Raw genomic sequence first — 17,609 nt, 5'->3', positions numbered from 1 at the left:
CACAGCCGATGAGCCGCCGCTCCAGTGGACTGATGGGCGTCTGGGCGGAGGCCCAGCGGCAGCAGCAGCGCCAGCACGAGGCCCGGCAGCGGGCGGCGGCGCAGCAGCAGCGGGACCAGGAGCGGCAACAGCGGGCGCGCGACCGCGAGATGGCCCGCCAGGACCGGGAGCGCCGGCAGGCCTACCGGCAGGCGCGCGAGGCGGAGGCCCGGCGGCTGACGGAGGAGCTCGAGGAGAAGGTCGCGGCGCTGGAGGGCATGCTGGCGGCCGGCTGCGGGGCGCCGGCGTTCACCACCGCGGCGCTGGCCCGGTCCGAGCGGCTGGAGCCGTTCAACCCCGGCGGCCTGGCCCGGCCCATGGTCATGCCGGACCCCTACGACCCCCGCTACCAGCGCGACCGGCGGGGCTTCGAGAACGACTGGTACGCCGCGCAGGCCGCCGAGACCGAGCGGCTGCGGCGGCTGGAGGAGTACCGGCAGCAGTACGACCGGTGGGCCGCGAGCACGCTCGCCGAGACCCGCGAGTACAACGCCGGCATCGGCGAGATGGCGGCCGCGCTGCGGGAGGGCGACCCGGAGGCGGTGGTGGAGTACTTCTCCGCCGCGCTCTACGCCTCCGGCGCCTGGCCCGAGGACTTCCCCCACCGGATCGCCGCCGCCTACGACCCGGCCGCCCGGCAGCTGGTGCTCGACTGGGAGCTGCCCGGCCCGGACGTCGTCCCCGACGTGAAGTCCGTGCGCTACATGGTCAACGCCGACGAGCAGAAGGAGATGTCCCGGCCCGTCACACAGCGCCGGGCGCTGTACCGGGACGTGCTGGCGCAGTGCGTGCTGCTGGCGGTGCACGAGCTGTTCGCGGCGGACGGGTTCGGGGCGCTGGAGTCCGTGGCGCTGAACGGGTTCGTCGACGGCAACGACCCGGCCACCGGGCGGCCCGCGCAGATCTTCCTCGCGGCCGTCACCGTCTCCCGGAGCGTCTTCGCGGGGCTGCGCCTGGAGCAGGTGAGCGCCGTGGAGTGCCTGACCGAGGCGCTCGGCGGGCAGCTGGCCGCCCGCCCCGAGCAGATGGCGGCCGTGCGGCCGGGGCGGCGGCCGGACGAGGTCGGCCGCGGCGTCGTCTCGCACGGCGGCGACGACGACCCGGACCTCTTCGAGATGGACCCCGTCGCGTTCGAGGGGCTGGTCGCCGAGCTGTTCCGGGCCCGGGGCATGCGCGCGGTGACCACCCAGCGCTCCAACGACGGCGGCGTGGACGTCGAGGCCGTCGACCCGGACCCGATCAGCGGCGGCCGGATCATCGTGCAGGTCAAGCGCTACCGCAAGACCGTCCCGCCGACCGCCGTGCGCGACCTGTACGGCACCGTGCAGGGGGCCGGGGCCAACAAGGGCGTGCTCGTGACCACCTCGGGGTTCGGCCCCGGTTCGTACGCCTTCGCCAACGGCAAGCCGCTGACGCTGGTCCCCGGCGAGGAGCTGGTGGAGCTGCTGGCCCAGCACGGGCTGCGCGGGCGGCTGGGGGGCGGCGCGCCGCGCGGCCGGCGGGCCGCCGCCGCGCCGCCGGACGACCACAACCTGCTCGGCATGTCCTGGTCCGGGGGCGTCGCCCTCGACGTCTGCGCGCTGGTCTGCGACGGCACCCGCGTCCTCAGCGACGATCACTTCGTCTTCTACAACAACCCCCGCACCCCCGACGGCTCCGTGCGCGCGGCCGAGCCCACGCTCGCCGACAAGGCGGCGCTGCGGGTCGCCTTCGACGCGCTGCCGGCCGGCGCCGACCGGCTGGTGCTGGTGGCGGCGATAGACCCGGCGGTCGACCCGGACGCCGATCTCTCGCACTTCACCGACGCCCGGATACGCCTGGCCGACGCCTCCGGCGCCGAGCTGGGGCGGCTGGAGGTCTCCGACGGGCGGCCGGGTGAGAAGGCGCTGGTGCTGGGCTCCTTCCGCAGGCGGGCGAGCGGCGACTGGGACTTCGTGATCGGCGGCAAGGGGTACCCGGGCGGGCTCGAGGCGCTGGTGCGCGACTACGGAATCGACGTGGCCTGATCGACGTGCCTGATCGACATGGCCCGATCGACGTCGCCCGACCGCCCGGCCCGGCCCGATCGTGTGATCCACCACCGGGTGTCGGTGGCGGCTCGTAGACTTCTTCAATGGCCGACCCCACAACGATCACCGAAGCCGCCGCCGGCAGCGACGCCCTGGCCTGCCTGAGCCGCGTCTTCGGCTACGACGCCTTCCGCGGCGATCAGGAAGAGATCATCGAGCATGTCGTCGCCGGCGGCGACGCGCTCGTCCTGATGCCGACCGGCGGCGGCAAGTCGCTGTGCTACCAGATCCCGGCGCTCGTCCGGCCGGGCGTGGGCGTCGTCGTCTCACCGCTGATCGCGCTCATGCAGGACCAGGTCGACGCGCTGCGGGCGCTCGGCGTGCGGGCCGGCTTCCTGAACTCCACGCAGGACTTCGACGAACGCCGCACGGTGGAGGCCGAGTTCCTCGCCGGCGAGCTGGACCTTCTCTACCTGGCGCCCGAGCGGCTGCGCGTGGACGCCACGCTGCGGCTGCTCGAGCGGGGCAAGATCTCCCTCTTCGCCATCGACGAGGCGCACTGCGTCGCCCAGTGGGGCCACGACTTCCGGCCCGACTACCTCGCCCTGTCCGCGCTGCACGAGCGCTGGCCGGACGTGCCGCGCATCGCCCTGACCGCGACCGCCACCGACGCCACGCGTACGGAGATCGCGACGCGGCTGAACCTGCGCGACGCCCGGCATTTCGTCGCCAGCTTCGACCGGCCCAACATCCAGTACCGCATCGAGCCCAAGAACGACCCGAAGAAGCAGCTGCTGGAGCTCCTGCGCACCGAGCACGCCGGCGACGCGGGCGTCGTCTACTGCCTCTCGCGCAAGGGGGTGGAGGACACCGCCGCGTTCCTGGCCCAGCACGGCGTCGAGGCCCTGCCGTACCACGCGGGCCTGGACGCGGGCACGCGCGCGGCCAACCAGTCGCGCTTCCTGCGCGAGGACGGCGTCGTCATGGTCGCGACGATCGCCTTCGGCATGGGCATCGACAAGCCGGACGTCCGCTTCGTGGCCCACCTGGACCTCCCCAAGTCCGTCGAGGGGTACTACCAGGAGACCGGCCGCGCCGGCCGTGACGGCCTGCCCTCGACGGCCTGGCTGGCCTACGGCCTGCAGGACGTCGTCCAGCAGCGCAAGATGATCGACGGTTCGGAGGGCGACGACGCGCACCGCCGCCGTCTGGGCACCCACCTGGACGCCATGCTGGCCCTGTGCGAGACGGTCTCCTGCCGTCGCGTGCGGCTGCTGGAGTACTTCGGCCAGCCGAGCACCGCCTGCGGCAACTGCGACACGTGCCTGACCCCGCCGGAGACCTGGGACGGCACGGTCGCCGCCCAGAAGTTCCTGTCGGCGATCTTCCGGCTGGCCCGGGAGCGGCGGCAGAAGTTCGGCGCGGGCCACATCATCGACATCCTGCTGGGCAAGAAGACCGCGAAGGTCATCCAGTTCGACCACGACGCCCTGTCCGTCTTCGGCATCGGCGCCGAGCTGTCCGTCGCCGAATGGCGGGGCGTGGTGCGGCAGCTGCTGGCCCAGGGCCTGCTGGCCGTGGAGGGCGACTACGGCACGCTCGTCCTCACCGACGCCAGCGCGGACGTGCTCGGCTCGCGCCGCCAGGTGCCGCTGCGCCGCGAGCCGAAGAAGCCGGCCCGCTCGTCCAAGTCCGCGAAGTCCTCGGGTACGGGCAAGCGCGCCGCCCCGGTCGACCTGCCCGCCTCCGCGGTGCCGGTCTTCGAGGCGCTGCGCGCCTGGCGGGCGGCGGCCGCGCGGGAGCAGGGCGTACCCGCTTACGTGATCTTCCACGACGCCACGCTGCGCGAGATCGCCACGGCCCGGCCGGCCTCGCTCGGGACGTTGTCCGCGGTGGGCGGCGTCGGCGAGAACAAGCTCGCGAAGTACGGCGAGCAGATCCTCGAGGTGCTCACGGGCCTCGGCGACGCCGGGCCGGACGCCGCGGACGCCCCGGCCGCGCCTGCCGTGCCGGCCGCGCCGCACGCTTCGGCGCCGCAGGTGCCCGCGCCGCGCGCGGACAGCCGGCCGCGGCAGGCCCGCCCGGCGGCGCCCCGGGCGACGGCGCCCCGGCCGACGGCCGGGGACGAGCCGCCGTGGCCCGAGGAGGAGCCGCACTGGGGCGACGAGGAACCCCCCTTCGAGGACTTCTGAGGAGTTCCGAGAAGTTCTGAGGAGTTCTAGGGCGCCCTCGGGCCTCGGCCTCGGTCCCGGGCCGGGGCCTTCCAGTCGCCCGCCGGCCGGGGTGTCACGCGCACCCCGGTCAGGTGGGCGTAGACCACCACGTTGCCCAGGTAGGCGTCGTCCTCCGTCGAGAAGCCGCCGCCGCAGGTGATCAGCCGCAGCTCGGCCCGCCCGGAGGAGCCGTACACCTTCGCGGACGGGAAGCGCTGCCGGTCGTAGACCTCGATGGCGTCGATGGTGAAGACGGCGGTCCGCCCGTCCGCGCGGGCCATCTCCACGGTGTCGGCCTTCTTCAGGGCGCCGAGGTTGTAGAAGACCGCCGGGCCGCTCTCGTTGTCGACGTGCCCGGCGACGACGGCGGTGCCGGACGCGCCGGGCGCGGTCCCGGCGGCGTACCACCCGGCGAGGTTGGTGTCCGCCTCCGGCGGGCTCGCCAGGCTCCGGTCCGGCAGCAGCCCGAGCGGCATCAGCGGGGCGTCGACCCGGATGGCGGGGATGACCACGCGCGTGGGGGCGGCGGGCGGCAGCGGCGGGACCATCCGCTCGTTGCGGCGCGGGGCGAGGAGGGGCTCGTCCGGGGCGGCGAACGCCTCGGCTCTGGAGGGCTGGGGCGGCGGCGCCTGGTCCTTGGCGCCGTGCTCGATGAGCCAGCTGCCCGCCAGCAGCGCGACCATGAGCACGGCGGCGAGCAGCGCCTTGCGCCGGGCGTCGCGCTCGACGCGGTGCTCAGGGCGCTCCCGGGGCACGGGCGCGGCCCGCAGGAAGGCGCCGCTGCCCGGGAATCCTCCGGGGCCGTCCCAGGCCCCCGGACGCCGTGCGCGCGTCCGGGGACCGAGGGGCGGACCGGCCGGCACCCGGGAGGGCCTCGGTCAGACCCGGCTGCCGCCGCCGCGGCGGCGCAGGAACCAGGTGCCGGCGACGGCCGCCGTGGCCAGCACGGCCGCGCCCGCCACGATCTCGGCCGTGCCCGAGCTCTCGCTCGTCCCGCCGACGCCGGTCCGCATGCCGCCCATGGGGGGCGAGGCGGGCGTCGCCGGCATGGTCGCCGGCATGCTCGGCGCGGCCGGCTTCGAGGCGGGGGCGGCGGAGGCGGGGGCCGATGCGGGGGCGGAGGAGGCGGCGGACCGGGAGCCTCCGGCGCCCTCGGTGACCATCAGGTCGCCCGTGGCCTCCTTGCCGTCGTCGCACTTGGCGCCGATGCCGTACGTGCCGGGCTTCGCCGAGTCGGGCACCTTGAACCGGCCCACCACGACCTCCTTGTGGCTGCCGGGCGTGAGGTCGAACGACGCCGGGCCGCCGACCGCGCTGGCGTCACCCGTGCCGTGCCCCTTGGGGCCGCAGGCGGTGGTGTTCACCGTGACCGTCGCGCCCGGCCGCACGCTGCTCGGGCTGACCTCCAGCTGTCCGAAGGCCTCGTCGGCGTGCGCGGGGCCGCTCGACAGGACCGGTGCCGTTATGGCGAGGGCGGCCCCGGTGAGCACTCGTGCAGTACGCATGCTTCCTCCGTGAGCGCGGACGCGGCACGCCGATGTGCCGCAACGGAGTCGGGTTTCCGCGCTTCTCTATGCCGAGCGAAGCCGCGATCCCCCCGGCCCGCAGCCCGGCGGACGACGAACGGGTGACCGAGGCGCTACCCTCGGTCACCCGTTCGACTCACGTTCCGGTGCGTTCCGCCGGCGTCAGGCCACCCGACCGTCAGGCCACCCGACCGTCAGGGCGCCAGGTCCTCCGGGCAACCCGTGCCGCGCGGCAGCTTGTACGGCGACGCGATGCGGTACGTCCCCGCGCGCGGGGCGCGCAGCAGGGTCCAGTCGTCCTCCGGCTCGCCCGCCTTCGCGGGCACCACCTGCTTGGCCAGGCAGCCGTGGACGTTGACCGCCGGCTCGCCGCGCGGCCCCGCCTTGGGCGGCTGGAGCGCCTTGCCGCCCTCGTCCACCAGCGCCAGCCACGGCGAGTACGGGATGCGGACCCGCACCACGCCCGCCGACCGCACGGTGACGGTGATCTCGTTGGCCTTCACCTTGTCCACCGTCGCCGGCGGGTCCGCGAGCGGCGTGGGGTCCTTGACCTCGAACAGCCGCCAGTTGGCGTCCGACCAGATCTCGCGCAGGTACGTCTGCCCGGCGCCGACCAGCTTGGCCTCCTCGACGCCCGCGTTGTCCGGCTCGTCGGTGGGCAGCACCACGTAGTGCACGGCCCAGCGGTCGAGCCAGTCGCGGTAGCTGGCCGGGGTGAGCAGGCCCTCCTCGTAGAAGAGCGGGTTGCGCTTGAGGTCGGCCTGCCGGTTCCACCCGCGGGCCAGGTTCACGTAGGGGAACAGCGCCGAGGCCTCGCGGTGGCTGCGCGCCGGGACGACCTCGACCCGGCCGCGCGAGGCGTCCACCCGCTGCAGCCGGTCGACCAGGGGGGCCAGCTCGCGGGCCCAGGAGGCGGCGGGGGTGGTGTGGATGATGTCGCTGATGGAGTTGGCGGACTGCCAGATCGTGAGGGTCAGCACCGCCAGCACGCTCGCGGTCCAGACCCGGCCGCGCCGGAACAGCTCGGCCCGCGGCGGGACCTCGACCTCCATCAGGGCCGCGATCAGCACCACCCCGCCGAAGATCATGCCGAGCCGGGAGATGTTCGTCCCGATCTGCGAGGGGATCAGCCAGACCAGCAGCACACCCAGCGCGTACAGCGCCGAGACGACGCGGACCGTCCGCCACGAGGAGGGCGTGAACACCATCCCGAAGACGCCCGCGAGGAGGGGCAGGATCACCGAGGCGAACGACATCGGCTGCTGCCCGGAGAACGGGAACAGCCACGCCGACAGCCCCACGACCAGCACCGGCGTCAGCCCCAGCGCGTACGCCGCCGGGCGGCGGGCGCCCAGCCACAGCGCGGCGGCCACGATGCCCACGTACAGGCCCGCCACCGGGCTCGAGGCCGTCGCCAGCCCCGCCGTCAGGCCGGCCAGCGCCGCCCGTCCCCAGCGGTAGCGGCCGTCCGCGCGCCAGGCCGCCGGCCACGCGAAGATCGTCGCCACGGCCGCCAGCCCGAACATCACGCCCAGCGCGAAGGTCACCCGGCCGGATATGGCGTTGCACAGCAGCGCGAACGTCCCGTACAGCGCCGGCCACAGCGGCCGCTTCACCACCCGGCTGCGCACGAGCAGCAGCGCGATCAGCCCGGCCGAGACCGTGCTCGCGATCATCATCGTGGTGCGCACGCCCAGCAGCGCCATGAGGTAGGGCGAGATCACGCTGTACGAGACGGGGTGCATCCCGCCGTACCAGGCGAGGTTGTACGCCGACTCCGGGTGCTGCAGCGCGAACTCGGCCCACGCGTCCTGCGCGGCCAGGTCGCCGCCGCTGTTGGCGAAGACCAGCACCCACAGCAGGTTCAGCACCGCGGCCACGAGGAGGGTCAGCGGGACGGTCCGGGTGAGGAGCGCCCACCCGCCGTCGCGCCGGTGGCCCGGCACCACCGCCCACGACGGGCGGCGCCGGCCGGACGCTCCGGGCGCCGGATACGGCCCGGTGGCGCCGTCGCCGGATCTCTCACTGTCCGGCTCTCCCGGCCTACCGGCACGCGCCGGCCCCACGGTGCTCACTGCGGCTCTCCCCGTCTTTCCCCCGAGGTTCCAATCACCCCATCTTCACGCATGCCCGGTCGTGGCGAGCAAACCCCCACGTCCTGACACGCCTCCACACATCTCCGAGGCCGTGCGGCGGCTCCCGGCCCGTACGCGGAGTACGGACCGGGAGCCGCACCGGGCACGTCAGCCCAGGCGCGTCAGCCCAGGCGCGTCAGCTTCGAGCCGAAGGACGGCTCGGCCAGGGGCGCCTTCAGCGCCACCGGCACCTTGACCGCGTCCGCGCCGCTGCCCACGGTCAGCTCGCCGACCTCGGTCCCGGCCTTCGCCGAGTGCGGGAGCTTGCGGCCGGCGTCGCTCAGCGTGAACTTGGTCGTGAAGCCCGCCCAGCCCACGGCCGTGACGTCCTTCGTGGCCACGACCGGGGTGCGGCCGCCGAGACCGTCCTCGACCTGGCCGACGACGTCGCCCTTCTTGATCACGGACGCCGAGGTCAGGGACTTCTGGACGGCCAGCGTCTGCTTGTAGCTGTTCTCGAGCACCACCGCGAGGTGGGCGTTGGCGTCGGTCGAGCGCGGGTTGCGCTGGTCCATGGTGGCGCCGACGATCAGCCGCTCCTTGCCGTCGATCGTCCGCTTGGCCGCCCACATCAGCGCGCCGCCGGCCGGGCCGCTGGAGCCGGTCTTGACGCCCAGCACGCCGGTGCCCTTGGTCAGCAGCTTGTCGTTGTTGTTGTAGATCGGCTCGCCCAGGCCCTGGATCGTCGCGTTGGGCTTGCCCACGATCTCGCGGACGACCGGGTTCTTGATGATCACCTCGGCCAGCTTCACCTGGTCCGTGGCGGTGCTCTTGGTCGTCTCCTTCAGACCGCTGGGGTCCGTGTACGTCGTGTTCGTCATGCCGAGGTCCTTGGCGGCGGCGTTCATCTTCGTGACGAACTCCTCCTCGGACTTCGAGTCCCAGCGCGCCAGCTGGCGGGCGATGTTGTTGCCGGAGGGGATGAGCAGCATCTGCAGCATGTCGTACTGCGAGAACTGCTGGTTCTCCGTCACGATCAGGCGCGACTCGTCCTTGGCCTGGGACTCGGCGGCCGCCTGGGCGTCGATGGTGATCGGCGAGCCCTTCTCGCCCCGCTGCAGCGGGTGGTCCTTGAGGATCACGTACGCCGTCATCACCTTGGCGACGCTCGCCGTCGGCACGGGCTTCTGGTCGCCGGACGTGCCCACGTCACCGGAGCCCAGCACCTTCACCGCGGACTGGCCCTGCTGCGGCCAGGCCATGTCGGGCTGCTCGCCCGCGAAGGTGAAGGACTTCTTCCCGGCCAGCGAGAGCTTCGGCTCCGGCAGCGGCCGGAACGACTGCACGACGACGAAGACGATCCCCAGCAGGATCACCAGCGGCGTCCAGATCTTCACCCGGCGCGCGAACGTGCGGACGGGCGTCTCCGGCGGCGGCGGAGTGTTGGTCAGCTGAGCCAGCAGATCCAGCGGCGCCGCCGGCTGCTGCGGCCCCTGCGGACGCGCCGCGGCACCGGGCGGCCCGACGGGCGGCGGAGCCGACACCGGGACGCCGGGCTTGCCGGGCACGGACGGCTTGCCGGGCACGGCGGGCTTGGGCGCCGCCGGCTTCGCGGGCGCGCCGGCCTTGGGCGTGGCGGGCTTCGCCGTCGCGGGCTTGGCGGGGGCCTCGTCGTCCTTCTTGAGCGGGACGAACTGGCTCTTGCGCTCCTGACCGGGGGTCGGGAGCGGGGTGGGCGCCTTGAGGAGCTCGGTGGGCTCCTCGATGGCGGGCTTGGCGGCGGCGGGCTTGCCGCCGGCCTTGGCCTCGTCGCCGGCCTTGGAGTCCTTCGAGTCCTTGGCGTCCTTCGGGGCCACGGCCTTGAAGGCCGCGGTGGGCTTGTCGACGGCGGGCTTGTCGCCGGCGGACGAGTCGCCCTGCTTGCCCTCGGCCTTCGGCGGCATCGTGCGGAAGACGGCGGTCGGCTGATCGGCGGCAGGCTTGCCGGCCTTCTCGGCGCTCTCGCTCTTGTCGGCCTTGTCAGCCTTTTCGGCCTTCGCCGGCATCGTACGGAAGACGGCGGTCGGCTGGTCGGCGGCGGGCTCGTCGGACTTGCCGGCCTCGCCCCCCTTGGCGTCCTCGTCGGCCGCCTGGGCCTCGTCGGCCTTGGCCGCGCCCTTGGCGTCCTTGGCGTCCTTCGAGGTGACGGTCTTGAAGACCGCGGTCGGCTTGTCGACGGCGGGAGCGGGCTTCGAGTCCGGCTCGGCGGCCGGCTTCGGGTCCGGCTTCGCGGCGGGCTTCTCCGCGGGAGCGGAGGCGGCCTCGGCGTCGTCGGTCTCCGCCTCGCCGGCGTCGGCACCGGAGTCGACGCCGGAGTCGGCCTCGTCCTCGTCCGCCCCGGCCACCCACGCCTCCACGGCGGCCTTCAGGCGGTCGTCGCGCCCGGGGGCCTTTGCGGACGCGGAGGCACCGTCAGCAGCCTTCCCAGCGCCCTTGCCGGGGCCGGATCCGGCGTCGGCCGGGGCCGCGTCCGTGCTCTCCTCGGGGGAAACGTCCTCAGAGCCGGGCGCGGCCGAGGACGGCTTCACAGCCGTCTTCACCGAAGACCCCGTTTCCCGGATGACTCCGAGCCTGGGATCGCGTTCGCCGCCGGTCGTGCCAGTCGTCTCCCCCGACGACTTCCGCTGCTCCGACTTGTCGGGGGACTCGCCCGCCACCGATGCCTCCTCGAATTCCCGCGCCATACGCCGAGGCGGGGCGACTGGTCGCCCCGCTCCCCGATGCTCTCAACGTGTACCAGTGTCCTCTGGCACGTCACGTCGCAGCGCACCGTACGTCAGAGGACATCGTCAGGTCTTCACCCACGTGCAAGACGAGACGACATACCTACCGGTTCCCGCCCGAAGCCACCACGCACTCTCGACAGACCAATGTGAGAGGGGTCACCCTGTCACTCATCCACGCGGGGAGGCATGGATGGGCAGGAGCCGCAGAACAATTCCGGAGGAGCTTCTGCTGCTCGCCTTGGACCCGGCGACGGGAACAACGGCGCAGCCGCAGTCGCTCGACCTCGGTCTCGCCGGAGCCCAGCTCGTGGAGCTGGCTCTGGCCGGACGGATAGCCCCAGACGGGGATCGTATCGCCGTGGTCCACCCACGGCCGACAGGAGATCCGACGCTGGACACCGCGCTCGAACTGCTGCGCCGTCGCGGCAGCCCGGTGCGGGCCGTGCACTGGATCGGCGGGCCCCGGCTGGGGCTGCGTCAGACGTATCTCACGCACCTGGAGCGGTGCGGCATGGTGCATGCCGTGGCGGGCCAGATGTGCGGGGTGCTGCCGACCACGCGCTACCAGGCGACGGACACGGCCATCAGCCGGGAGATCAGGACCCGGCTGGACAGCGCGATCCGCACCGGCGTCCCGCCGGACCCGCGGACCGCGGCGCTCGCCGCGCTGGCCCACGCGGTCGGTCTCGGAAAGCACCTCTACCCGGGGAACGAGGGCCGCTCCTCGCGTTCCCGGCTCCGGGACCTGATCCGGCACGACCCCATGGGCGGGCTGGTGGCGCACGCCGTGATGGACGTGCAGAACGGCGTCGCGGCGCAGCCGCGACGGGCGCCGGCGACGGCCGGCGGCAATGGAACGGGACGCCGGGGCACGGCCGTACGGCCCCCCTCCGAGGCGGCCGGGGTGGCCGCCGCGCAGCAGGCGCAGCAGCATGGCGTCATGGCCCGCGCGGGCGTCTCGTGAAACGGTTCAGCAGCCGCTGAACCACGCATCGCCTTCCGCTCCACCCGACCGCACCGCAGTCCCCACGAGCCGGTCCGGTAGCCGCGACAGCGCGCGGGGCGGCGGGCCGTGGCGTCGACCTCGACGACACGGCCCCGCCGCCCCGCGCGCCTGTCCGCGCGCCCGTGCGTAGACACCCCTACGTCACGCGCCCCCAAGTGCCGGTCGCCGCGGGCGGACTTGGTGTAAGCATTTTCCAGCGCCGCCCAGGCCAGTGGTGGCAGGCTGCGGAGCAGGAGAGAAGCAGCATGACGGAGCCGGAGGTGCGTCCCGTGGCGTCCAGTGTCAACCCCACCGTGAGGCGGCGCCGCTTGGGGCAGGAGCTGCGCAAGCTCCGAGAACTCAAGGGCATGACCGCCGAGGAGGTGGCCGAGCGGCTACTGGTCTCGCAGTCGAAGATCAGTCGCCTGGAGAACGGGCGCCGCAGCATCAGCCAGCGTGACGTCCGGGACCTGTGCAGCGTGTACGGGGTCGAGGACCACCGCATCGTGGATTCCCTGATGCAGATGGCCAAGGAGTCGCGCCAGCAGGGCTGGTGGCACGCCTTCGGCGACATTCCCTACAGCGTCTATATCGGCCTGGAAACCGACGCCGCCTCGTTGCGGGTGTACGAGGCGTCGCTCGTTCCGGGTCTGCTGCAGACCCCGAATTACGCCAGTGCGGTGACCGAGGGTTCCTGGCCGGAGGCGACCGCGGCGGATGTCGAGCGGCGGGTGCAGGTGCGCATGCGGCGCCAGGAGCGCATCACCGACCCGGAGAACCCGATGCGCCTGTGGGCGGTGATCGACGAGTCGGCGCTGCGCCGGATCGTGGGCAGCGGCTCCATCATGCGGGAACAGATGGAGCATCTGGTGGAGTTCAGTCTCCAGCCGCACATCACGGTGCAGGTGCTGCCCTATTCGGTGGGCGCTCATCCCGGCATGTACGGAAAATTCTCGATTCTTGAATTCCATGACCCGCAGGACGCCAGCACGGTGTATCTGGAAGGGATCACCAGCGATCTTTATCTGGAGAAGCCCAACGACGTCCAGGCCTACAGCGTGATGTACGAGCATTTGCGGATGCAGGCTCTCAACGCCGAGGACTCCCGGCGGTTCATCCTCCAGATCGCCGAGGACTGGGCGGGGGCCGGCGAGGGCTGAGCGGTCGCGCCCGAGGGACGCCGCCGCCCGAGGAACGTCGATGCCCAAGGAACGGTGCCCCAAGGCCCGTTCCCTCAGGCCCCATCCGGCTCTGCTGCCACCGGATTCTGTCCATCCGCTCGTGCGGGAGGGAAGGTACACCGCTCTCCCTCCCCACGGAAGGGATGAATGGAATACGCCATCCGGTCGAGTGATGAGCCCGTTCATCTGGTGATGTTGGCGCGTAACGTCGATCGCGCCTCGGGAAACCGGCGGTCTGATCCAAAGGATCAGGGCTCATCAGCACACAGCTGTACCTCAATGGCATCGGAGCAACTCATGGCGATTCAGCAGGGAAAGACCACGTGGCGGAAGTCCTCGTACTCGCTGGCCCACGGCGACTGCGTGGAGGTCGCCTCCCCTGTGCGGCACACGATCGCGGTCCGTGACTCGAAGGACCCGCAGCGCCCGTCCCTCGCCTTCACCCCCGAGAACTGGTCCGCGTTCGTGGCGGTCGTCAACGACGGTTCGCGCGCCCTCTGATCAACCGCGGGTCCTCCGGCACAGCGTCGCCATCACCGCGATCGCCGTGAGGACACCGCCGCACAGAGCCCTCTCGCCTGGCACGCCGTCCCGGCCGAGAGGGCTCCGTCATGTCCACCGGACCTTCCGGCCCGTCAGCTCTTCTTGAGCGGCCGGACCGTCCCCATGATCTTGTCGATCTGCTCGGTGGACAGGGCGTCCGGGACGCCCTGGTCGGCGTAGAGGACCCAGCCGTGGAAGGTGCCGTCGGGCATCTTCTGGGCGATGCTCTTGACGATCGCGGTGGCCGGCACGCAGAGGCTCGGGCGGTTGGCGATCGTCACCTTGGCGGTGGCGGTCCAGCCCTCGAGGCCGTTGCGCGTCCAGGCCTTCTCGTCCGTGATCTCGATCTTCGGCTTGTGGTCCTTGCCGCCGTAGGCGAAGAAGCCCCAGTTGCCCGCCCAGTTCCGGGCGTTCGTCTTCAGGTCGCCGTCCCGGCCGCCGCCGGTGGTGCCGACCGTGGCGAGCTGGCCCTTGCCGGCCTCGCCGACCGAGTCGGGGTTGGCGGACGAGGCGCAGCCGCCCTCCTTGAAGTTGGCGGTGCCGGACATCACGACGGCCGGCTTGCCGTTCTCGGTGTAGGAGACGGCGGTGTCCGTGGGGAAGACCTTCCACTTGTCGGCCTTGCCCGGCACGTCGTACTGGAAGAAGTGCTCCTGGCGCATCTGGGTCTGCCAGCCGGCGACCATCGGCTGGGAGGAGCCGGGGGCGGCCGAGGCGCCGCCGTCGCCGCCCTGGGCGGGCGCCTCCGGCTGCTTGTCCTTCCCCTTCTCGTCGCCCGGGTTCTTGGGCGCGCCCTGGGCCTCGTCGGCCTTCTTGTCGCCGTCGTCGCCGGTCAGGAAGTAGACGCCGGCACCGCCGATGACCGCCAGCGCCACGACGCCGCCGACGACGGCGAGGAGCGTGGTGTTCTTCTTCGGCGGGCGCGGCGCGGGGCCGCCCGGCGGCATGCCCGGCTGCTGCATGCCCGGGGGCATCCCGTACTGCGGCTGCTGCGGCGGCGCCTGGTGCGCCTGGTGCGCCTGGTGCGCTCCGGGCGGCGGGGCCATGCCGGGACCGCCGTACGGCGCGGGCGGCGGGGGCGGGGCCATGCCGGGGCCGCCGTGCGCCGGTCCCGGCGGGGGCGGGACGGCCGGCTGGGAGAGCATCGTGGGCTGCGCGTGGGCGCCGCCCTGCGCCGGACCCGGCGGGGGCGGGGCCATGCCAGGGCCGCCGTGCGCCGGACCCGGCGGGGGCGGGACGGCCGGCTGGGAGAGCATCGTGGGCTGCGCGTGGGCGCCGCCCTGCGCCGGACCCGGCGGGGGCGGCGGCATGCCGGGACCGCCGTGCGCCGGTCCCGGCGGTGCCGGCACGGCCGGCTGGGAGAGCATCGTGGGCTGGGCGTGTCCGTCGCCGTTCGGGCCCCATGCGGGCGCCGGGCCGAAGCCGCCCTGTGACGACTGAGGGTCCTGCGGCTGCTCGGGCTGCTGCGGCTGCTGAGGGTTCTGGGGCCAAGACATGCGGGAAACCCTATGCGGGGTCTGTCGCCGCCGGGTCGGCGGGCGGCGACAGAACCGCAACACTTGTGCGAATACGGGTTGTCAGCCGTCCCCGAGCGGTTCTCAGCCGTCCCCCGGCGGATCTCAGTCGTTCCCCAGCACCGGCAGCAGCTCGGGCAGATGCCCGTCCGAGGCCAGCGCCGCGTCCTGCCGCTCCTGGGACACCGCGCCGTACACCGTCGTGCGCGGCCGCGCCGGCCGTCCGGCCTTCTCCGCTATGGCCACCAGGTCGTGGATCGAGCGGTACGACCCGTACGACGAGCCCGCCATGCGGGAGATGGTCTCCTCCATCAGCGTGCCGCCCAGGTCGTTGGCGCCCGAGCGGAGCATCTCCGCCGCCCCGTCGGCGCCCAGCTTCACCCAGCTCGTCTGGATGTTGGTGATGTGCGGGTGGAGCAGCACCCGGGCCATGGCGGTGACCGCGCGGTTGTCGCGGTGGGTCGGTCCGGGGCGGGCGATGCCGGCGAGGTAGACGGGGGCGTTGGTGTGGATGAAGGGGAGGGTCACGAACTCCGTGAACCCGCCGGTCTCCTTCTGGATCTCCGCCAGCGTGCGCAGGTGGCCCAGCCAGTGCCGGGGCTGGTCCACGTGTCCGTACATCATCGTGGAGGACGAGCGGATGCCGAGCTCGTGCGCGGTCTTGACGACCTCGATCCAGGTGGCCGTGGGCAGCTTGCCCTTGGTGAGGACCCAGCGGACCTCGTCGTCGAGGATCTCGGCGGCGGTGCCGGGGATGGTGTCGAGCCCGGCCTCCTTGGCGGCGGTCAGCCACTCGCGCAGGGACAGGCCGGTGCGGGTGGCACCGTTGACGATCTCCATGGGCGAGAAGGCGTGCACGTGCATGTCCGGCACGCGCTCCTTGACCGCCCGCGCGACGTCGAAGTAGGCCGTGCCCGGCAGGTCGGGGTGGATGCCGCCCTGCATGCACACCTCGACCGCGCCCACGTCCCACGCCTGCTGGGCGCGGTCGGCGACCTGGTCCAGGGAGAGGGTGTAGGCGTCGGCGTCCGTGCGGCGCTGGGCGAAGGCGCAGAAGCGGCAGCCGGTGTAGCAGACGTTGGTGAAGTTGATGTTGCGCGTGACGATGTAGGTGACGTCGTCGCCGACCGTGGCCCGCCGCAGGTCGTCGGCGATGCCGCACAGCGCGTCCAGCGCGGGGCCGTCGGCGTGCAGCAGGGCCAGCGCCTGGGCGTCGGTGAGCCGCGTGGGGTCGTCGGCGGCCTGGGACAGCGCCTCGCGCACGTCGGTGTCGATCCGCTCGGGCACCATGCCGGGCGCCGCGGCCTCGCGCAGCGCCTCCCAGTCGCCGTACACCTCGTCGAAGTCGTCGCGCCGGTCGGCGGTGCGGCCCTCGGTGTCGACGGTGCGGTGCAGGTCCGTGCGTCCGCTGGGGACGAAGACCTCCTCGGGCTCCTGCCAGGGGTGGCCCTCGACGACGGCGTCGGGGCGGGCCAGGCCCGTCTCGGGGTCGGCCAGCGCCCGTACGTGCGGCAGCAGGCGCGGGTCCAGCCAGGGCTCGCCGCGCAGGACGAACTCGGGGTAGACCGCGAGCCGTTCCTTCAGCTCGAACCCGGCGGCGGCCGAGCGCTCGGCGAGCTCCTCGATCTGGGGCCAGGGGCGCTCGGGGTTGACGTGATCCGGCGTCAGGGGCGAGACGCCGCCCCAGTCGTCGATGCCGGCGCCGATCAGGCGGGCGTACTCGTCGTCCACCAGGTTGGGCGGCGCCTGCAGGCAGGCGGAGGGGCCCATGATATGCCGGGCGACGGCGACGGTGGCGACGAGCTCGTCCATCTCCGCGTCGGGCATGCCGCGCATGGCCGTGTCCGGCTTGGCGCGGAAGTTCTGCATGATGAGTTCCTGGATGCCGTGATAGGCGCGGGAGACGCGGCGCAGCGCGAACAGCGAGTCCGCGCGCTCCTCGTACGTCTCGCCGATCCCGATCAACAGCCCGCTGGTGAACGGCACGGAGCTGCGCCCGGCGTCCTCCAGGACGCGCAGCCGGACGGCCGGTTCCTTGTCCGGCGAGCCGTGGTGCGGGCCGCCGGGCTCGCTCCACAGGCGGGTCGCCGTGGTCTCGAGCATCATGCCCATCGAGGGGGAGACGGGCTTGAGCCGCTGGAAGTCCGTCCAGGACATCACGCCGGGGTTCAGGTGTGGCAGCAGCCCGGTCTCTTCGAGGATGCGGATCGCCATGGCCCGTACGTACGCGATGGTGTCGTCGTAGCCCTCGGCCTCGAGCCACTCGCGGGCCTCGGGCCAGCGGTCCTCGGGCTTGTCGCCGAGGGTGATGAGGGCTTCCTTGCAGCCGAGTTCGGCGCCGCGCCGGGCGATGGCGAGGACCTCGTCGGGCGACATGAACATCCCGTGGCCCGCGCGCCGCAGCTTGCCGGGGACGGTGGCGAAGGTGCAGTAGTGGCACTTGTCGCGGCAGAGGCGGGTGAGCGGGATGAAGACGCTCTTGGAGTAGGTGATGACTCCGGGCCGGCCCGCCGCCTCCAGGCCCGCGTCGCGGACCCGGGCGGCGGAGGCGCACAGGTCGACGAGGTCGTCGCCGCGCGCCTGGAGCAGCACGGCCGCCTCGGTGACGTCGAGCGCCACGCCGTCCCGGGCGCGCCTGAGCGCGCGCCGCATCGCGTTGGAGGTCGGTGCGGGTTGCTCGGGTCGCTGTGCGCTCGAAGTCATTGTCCGAGCATACGAGCGCCCGCTGACGCCGTGACGTACTGGATGAGCCGGTTCCA

At 73.1% G+C, this 17,609-nt stretch carries 11 protein-coding genes; 5 read left to right on the top strand and 6 right to left on the bottom strand.

Going from position 1 to position 17,609, the window contains the following annotated elements; genetic code table 11:
- The first annotated feature begins 8 nt into the window (after window positions 1-8).
- Together AB4K12_RS26985 and recQ are read left to right on the top strand one after the other, a co-directional pair.
- Complete coding sequence (locus AB4K12_RS26985) at window positions 9-2,045, top strand: restriction endonuclease (RefSeq protein WP_368436897.1); 2,037 nt, start codon at window positions 9-11, stop codon at window positions 2,043-2,045.
- A gap of 107 nt (window positions 2,046-2,152) precedes the next feature.
- Window positions 2,153-4,240, top strand: a complete 2,088-nt coding sequence (recQ, locus tag AB4K12_RS26980; protein WP_368436895.1) for a DNA helicase RecQ — start codon at window positions 2,153-2,155, stop codon at window positions 4,238-4,240.
- Window positions 4,241-4,266: 26 nt separating this feature from the next.
- Here the strand turns inward: recQ and AB4K12_RS26975 are convergent, their stop codons facing one another.
- From AB4K12_RS26975 to AB4K12_RS26960, 4 genes are all read right to left on the bottom strand, one after another.
- On the bottom strand, window positions 4,267-4,944 hold the full coding sequence (locus tag AB4K12_RS26975) for a class F sortase (protein WP_368436957.1): 678 nt from the start codon (window positions 4,942-4,944) through the stop codon (window positions 4,267-4,269).
- 195 nt (window positions 4,945-5,139) lie between these two features.
- Complete coding sequence (locus AB4K12_RS26970; RefSeq protein WP_368436894.1) at window positions 5,140-5,766, bottom strand: hypothetical protein; 627 nt, start codon at window positions 5,764-5,766, stop codon at window positions 5,140-5,142.
- A gap of 215 nt (window positions 5,767-5,981) precedes the next feature.
- Window positions 5,982-7,862 (bottom strand): MFS transporter, encoded by a 1,881-nt coding sequence (locus AB4K12_RS26965; RefSeq protein ID WP_368436892.1) that lies wholly within the window; start codon window positions 7,860-7,862, stop codon window positions 5,982-5,984.
- 182 nt (window positions 7,863-8,044) lie between these two features.
- Window positions 8,045-10,441, bottom strand: coding sequence for a D-alanyl-D-alanine carboxypeptidase (locus tag AB4K12_RS26960; RefSeq protein ID WP_368436891.1), 2,397 nt, complete (start codon window positions 10,439-10,441; stop codon window positions 8,045-8,047).
- A 376-nt stretch (window positions 10,442-10,817) separates the two neighbouring features.
- On the opposite strand from AB4K12_RS26960, the gene AB4K12_RS26955 reads away from it, so the two are divergent.
- The 3 genes from AB4K12_RS26955 to AB4K12_RS26945 all read left to right on the top strand — a co-directional run bounded on the left by AB4K12_RS26955 (window position 10,818) and on the right by AB4K12_RS26945 (window position 13,294).
- Entirely contained in the window at window positions 10,818-11,591 is a 774-nt protein-coding gene (locus AB4K12_RS26955; protein ID WP_368436890.1) for a GPP34 family phosphoprotein, read from the top strand.
- 311 nt (window positions 11,592-11,902) lie between these two features.
- Window positions 11,903-12,772 (top strand): helix-turn-helix transcriptional regulator, encoded by an 870-nt coding sequence (locus tag AB4K12_RS26950; protein WP_362254568.1) that lies wholly within the window; start codon window positions 11,903-11,905, stop codon window positions 12,770-12,772.
- A gap of 318 nt (window positions 12,773-13,090) precedes the next feature.
- A complete protein-coding gene (locus AB4K12_RS26945) occupies window positions 13,091-13,294 on the top strand; it encodes a DUF397 domain-containing protein (RefSeq protein ID WP_086574626.1) in 204 nt (67 codons plus the stop codon).
- Window positions 13,295-13,428: 134 nt separating this feature from the next.
- Here the strand turns inward: AB4K12_RS26945 and AB4K12_RS26940 are convergent, their stop codons facing one another.
- Window positions 13,429-14,832: a hypothetical protein gene (locus tag AB4K12_RS26940; protein WP_368436888.1), complete on the bottom strand. Its 1,404-nt coding sequence runs from the start codon at window positions 14,830-14,832 to the stop codon at window positions 13,429-13,431.
- 123 nt (window positions 14,833-14,955) lie between these two features.
- Window positions 14,956-17,553, bottom strand: a complete 2,598-nt coding sequence (locus AB4K12_RS26935) for a bifunctional FO biosynthesis protein CofGH (protein ID WP_368436886.1) — start codon at window positions 17,551-17,553, stop codon at window positions 14,956-14,958.
- Window positions 17,554-17,609: the final 56 nt, after the last annotated feature.

Origin of the sequence: Streptomyces sp. C36 (assembly GCF_040932295.1) — a bacterium.
GTDB lineage: Bacteria > Actinomycetota > Actinomycetes > Streptomycetales > Streptomycetaceae > Streptomyces > Streptomyces triculaminicus.
Note: the sequence above shows the minus strand (reverse complement) of the source record. Positions and strands in the feature narration are given on the sequence as shown.